This window comes from Nocardia mexicana NBRC 108244 (genome assembly GCF_001613165.1).
Taxonomy (GTDB): domain Bacteria; phylum Actinomycetota; class Actinomycetes; order Mycobacteriales; family Mycobacteriaceae; genus Nocardia; species Nocardia mexicana.
On record NZ_BDBV01000169.1, the window covers coordinates 1 to 3316 of the forward strand.

5 protein-coding genes are annotated in these 3316 nt (G+C 66.9%); 1 reads left to right on the forward strand and 4 read right to left on the reverse strand.

Annotated elements, in window-relative coordinates; genetic code table 11:
- Positions 1 to 73 precede the first annotated feature (73 nt).
- From NM1_RS40575 to NM1_RS40585, 3 genes are all read right to left on the reverse strand, one after another.
- On the reverse strand, positions 74 to 1027 hold the full coding sequence (locus tag NM1_RS40575; protein WP_068033135.1) for an NAD(P)-dependent alcohol dehydrogenase: 954 nt from the start codon (positions 1025 to 1027) through the stop codon (positions 74 to 76).
- Positions 1028 to 1323: 296 nt separating this feature from the next.
- On the reverse strand, positions 1324 to 2064 hold the full coding sequence (locus tag NM1_RS40580) for a helix-turn-helix domain-containing protein (RefSeq protein ID WP_068033141.1): 741 nt from the start codon (positions 2062 to 2064) through the stop codon (positions 1324 to 1326).
- A 97-nt stretch (positions 2065 to 2161) separates the two neighbouring features.
- Positions 2162 to 2572 (reverse strand): Rid family hydrolase, encoded by a 411-nt coding sequence (locus NM1_RS40585; RefSeq protein WP_068033137.1) that lies wholly within the window; start codon positions 2570 to 2572, stop codon positions 2162 to 2164.
- 77 nt (positions 2573 to 2649) lie between these two features.
- On the opposite strand from NM1_RS40585, the gene NM1_RS40590 reads away from it, so the two are divergent.
- Entirely contained in the window at positions 2650 to 3024 is a 375-nt protein-coding gene (locus tag NM1_RS40590; RefSeq protein WP_068033139.1) for a winged helix-turn-helix transcriptional regulator, read from the forward strand.
- 41 nt (positions 3025 to 3065) lie between these two features.
- Here the strand turns inward: NM1_RS40590 and NM1_RS40595 are convergent.
- Positions 3066 to 3316 (reverse strand): hypothetical protein (locus NM1_RS40595; RefSeq protein WP_157124141.1); only part of this gene is annotated, 251 nt, incomplete at its 5' end.

Sequence of the window (3316 nt, forward strand, 5' to 3'; positions counted from 1 at the left end):
CAGGCGTTTTGTAGGGTCGCAGAAAGCATGGCGGTGATCGAAGCAACCTCCGCCGACTGCCCTATGGTGCCGATTACCGTATCTGGACCACCACTTTGCCGAGGGCGCGTCCCGCGCCGACGTGGGCCAGCGCGTTCGCTGTCTCGTCGAGGGGGAAAGTGCGGTCGATGTGGATACCGATCCGTCCCGCGACACACGACTCCGCGAGAGGTGTGAAGTGCGCGGGCCCTTCCTTCACCGCCAGGACCCCGAGCCTGCGGCCGGTCATCATTCCGGCGACCACGCCCACCGTTGTCATCCGCAGCAACGCGCGTGTGGTGCCGCCAACGCAGCGGTACCGGCCGCTGCGCGCGATCGACCTGCGGTAGGCGAAGACCGACCGGTCGGCGACGAGGTCGAGGACCCAATCGTATGGTCCGGTTCCGGTGAAGTCCTCGGCGCGATAATCGATAACCTTGTCGGCGCCGAGCTTGCTCATGAACGCCAGTTTGGTGGCATTGTCTACTCCGGTAACATGCGCCCCGGCCTTCTTGGCCAACTGGATCGCGAACGCTCCGGACCCGCCGCCCGCTCCGTTGATCAACACCGACATACCGGCTTCGATCCCGGCCGTACCCTGCAGTGCGATCGCCCCCGCCTGGGGCAGGGTCGACGCCTCGGCGAAGCTCAGCGACGCCGGTTTGTGGGCCAGCGCCGATTCGGGAACCACGGCATGTTCCGCAAAACCGCCCTTGAGCATGAGATTGTCGCCGTAGACCTCGTCACCCGGTGCGAACATTGTGACCTCGGAGCCGACAGCTTCGACCCGTCCGGCGATATCGGATCCGAGAACCGGGCGTCTGGGTGCCCAGATCCCGCCGATACGCGAATACAGCGGCGTCCCCCGCAGTGTCTCCCAGTCGGAAAGGTTGATCGACGTCGCGTGCACCTCGACGAGCACCTGTTTCGGCCCCGGCGAAGGCACTGGGACCTCCGCGATCGACAGCACCTCGGGCCCGCCGTAACGGTCGTACACGACTGCTCTCATGCGATTCCAGCACTGTAGATCGGGTGACTGCCTGATACGCGACAAAGTCTAATCGACGAGCCGCCCGCGACACTGTGTATCGGCATCCCGCGCGACTCACCAAACCCTCTCCCGCGCAACCCTTTCGCGAACAGCAGTTGGCCGCGGTCGACAGGCTCGAATACCTCGTCATCGATGTCGTGACCACGGACGCCGTGAGGAAAAGCCACCGAATTGGGCCTGGCCCACGAAACAGCCACTGGCGCAGTCTCTCCCGGATCTCGGATCCTCGCCGGATCTGGCAGCGCACGCGCCCGTCATGAGGGACCGGGTTCGGTCTCCAGGTGTCGTCCCGCGCGCTGGAGGACGTCGATCTGGGCGGGGTTGTAGAGGTCGACCAAGGCCTCGGCGATCGTCTGCTGGGCGAAGCGGGGGCCGCGCGGCGCATCCGAATGCACGGTGCCCAGTCCCGGATGGTCGGCGAACAGCTTGCGGACGAAGGGCGCCAGTCGTTCCGCCACCGCGGCGCGAGTGGGTTCGTCGGCGTCGGCGGGGAGGTCGTTGAATTCGGAGACGGCCGGATCGACGAGGTCGTCCTTCAGCATCTCGGCGTAGGTCTGCAGGCCCTCGGGGCCGAGCACCCGCGTCATGACGAGGATGAAGGAGCGGTCGGCGTCGGTCATCACCTCGGCATTGCCGTTGGCCGGGGCGAATTCGGGTGGGAGATCGGCGGGCGTGGCCCGGTGCAGGATCGCGCCGAGCTCCACCCGAGCCCGCTGCAATCGTTCGATGGTGGCGGCGAGCTCGGCGTCCAGCGTGCGCAGGGCCTGTTCCGGGTGATCACCGGTATCGCCCATGGCGGCGATCTGGGACAGGGAGAACCCGAGTTCGGTCAGCCGTTTGATCCGCACGAGGCGCACCAGGTGCGCCACCCCGTACTGCTTGTAGCCGTTGGACCGTCGTTCGGGCTCCGCGAGCAGGCCGATCTCGTGGTAGTGCCGCACCGTCCGCAGGCTCGTGCCTGCGAGTTCGGCGAGCTCGCGGGTGCTCCAGGCCATCAGCGCCACCTCATCCGACTGGTTCCTCCGCCGACGCGGCCACGCCGACGCTACCAGTCGAAACCATGCCGTTGCGGCACAGTCAAGTGTGCGGGCCTCAGTCGAGCAGGGCGTCCGCCTCGACCTCGACGAGCACGTCGGGCTCGAACAGGTAGTCGACGCCGATCGCCGACAGGGGCGGCAGCGGCTGCGGCAGCCCGAGTTCTTCCCTGACCTGCTCGATGCCCGCGATGAAGGCGGGGTACATGTCCGGACTCCAGCGCGCGACATAGAACCGGAGCCGGACCACATCGGCGAAGCTCGCTCCGGCACCGGCCAGACCGCGCGCGGTGTTGCGCAGCGCGTGCGCGACCTGGCCGGTGAGGTCGCCGGTCGCGACCGGGTTTCCCTCGGCGTCCCGCGCGATCTGCCCGGCCACATGCACGTGACGGGTGCCCGTGCCGATCGAAACATGGTGGTACGGAACGGGTTCGAACATGCCCGAGGGAGTGAGCAGCTGCACGGTCATGAGTGGTCCTTCGCTGTCGGAGTAGGTATCCGATGTCTACCTGGTACTCGAAGGGAACTTCAACGAGACTAGGTGTCATGCAGGAAACCGCCCCGCCGCATTCGGACGCACCGCAACTCACCGAGCGGCATCGCGAGCTGCTGGATCAGGTTCTCGACAAGTGGTCGCTGCAGGTCCTCGACGCCCTGTGCGAGCGGCCGCTGCGCTTCAACGAACTCCGCCGGGCGATCCCGGTCGTGACGCAGAAGCCACTCACGGCGGCGCTGCGGCGCCTGGAGCGCAACGGGATGATCGAGCGCGTCGTCACGAGCACGCGGCCGGTCGCCGTCGAATACCGCGTCTCGAAGCTCGGCAGGACGCTGCAGGACCTCATCGACGCACTGCTGCACTGGACCACCGTCACGCTGCCCGAGGTCGAGCGCGCGCGTGCGCGCTTCGACGACGAGGCGTAGCGGTCCTTGCCGCGCACCGAACCCGGTGCGCGGCAGTCGAATCACCCCGGCAGATCGGCGACCGACGGCGACTCGTTGCGGGACAGCGTGATTCCGAGATTGGCTGCGGTGCGGTCGATCTCGTCGTCACCGTGCTGCAGTTCGATCGCGGTCCCGGCGGAGAGCACCTCGACATTGAGGCACAGCGCCTGCAGTTCCTTGAGCAACACCTTGAACGATTCCGGGATGCCGGGCTCGGGGATGTTGTCGCCCTTGACGATCGCCTCGTACACCTTGACGCGACCGATGATGT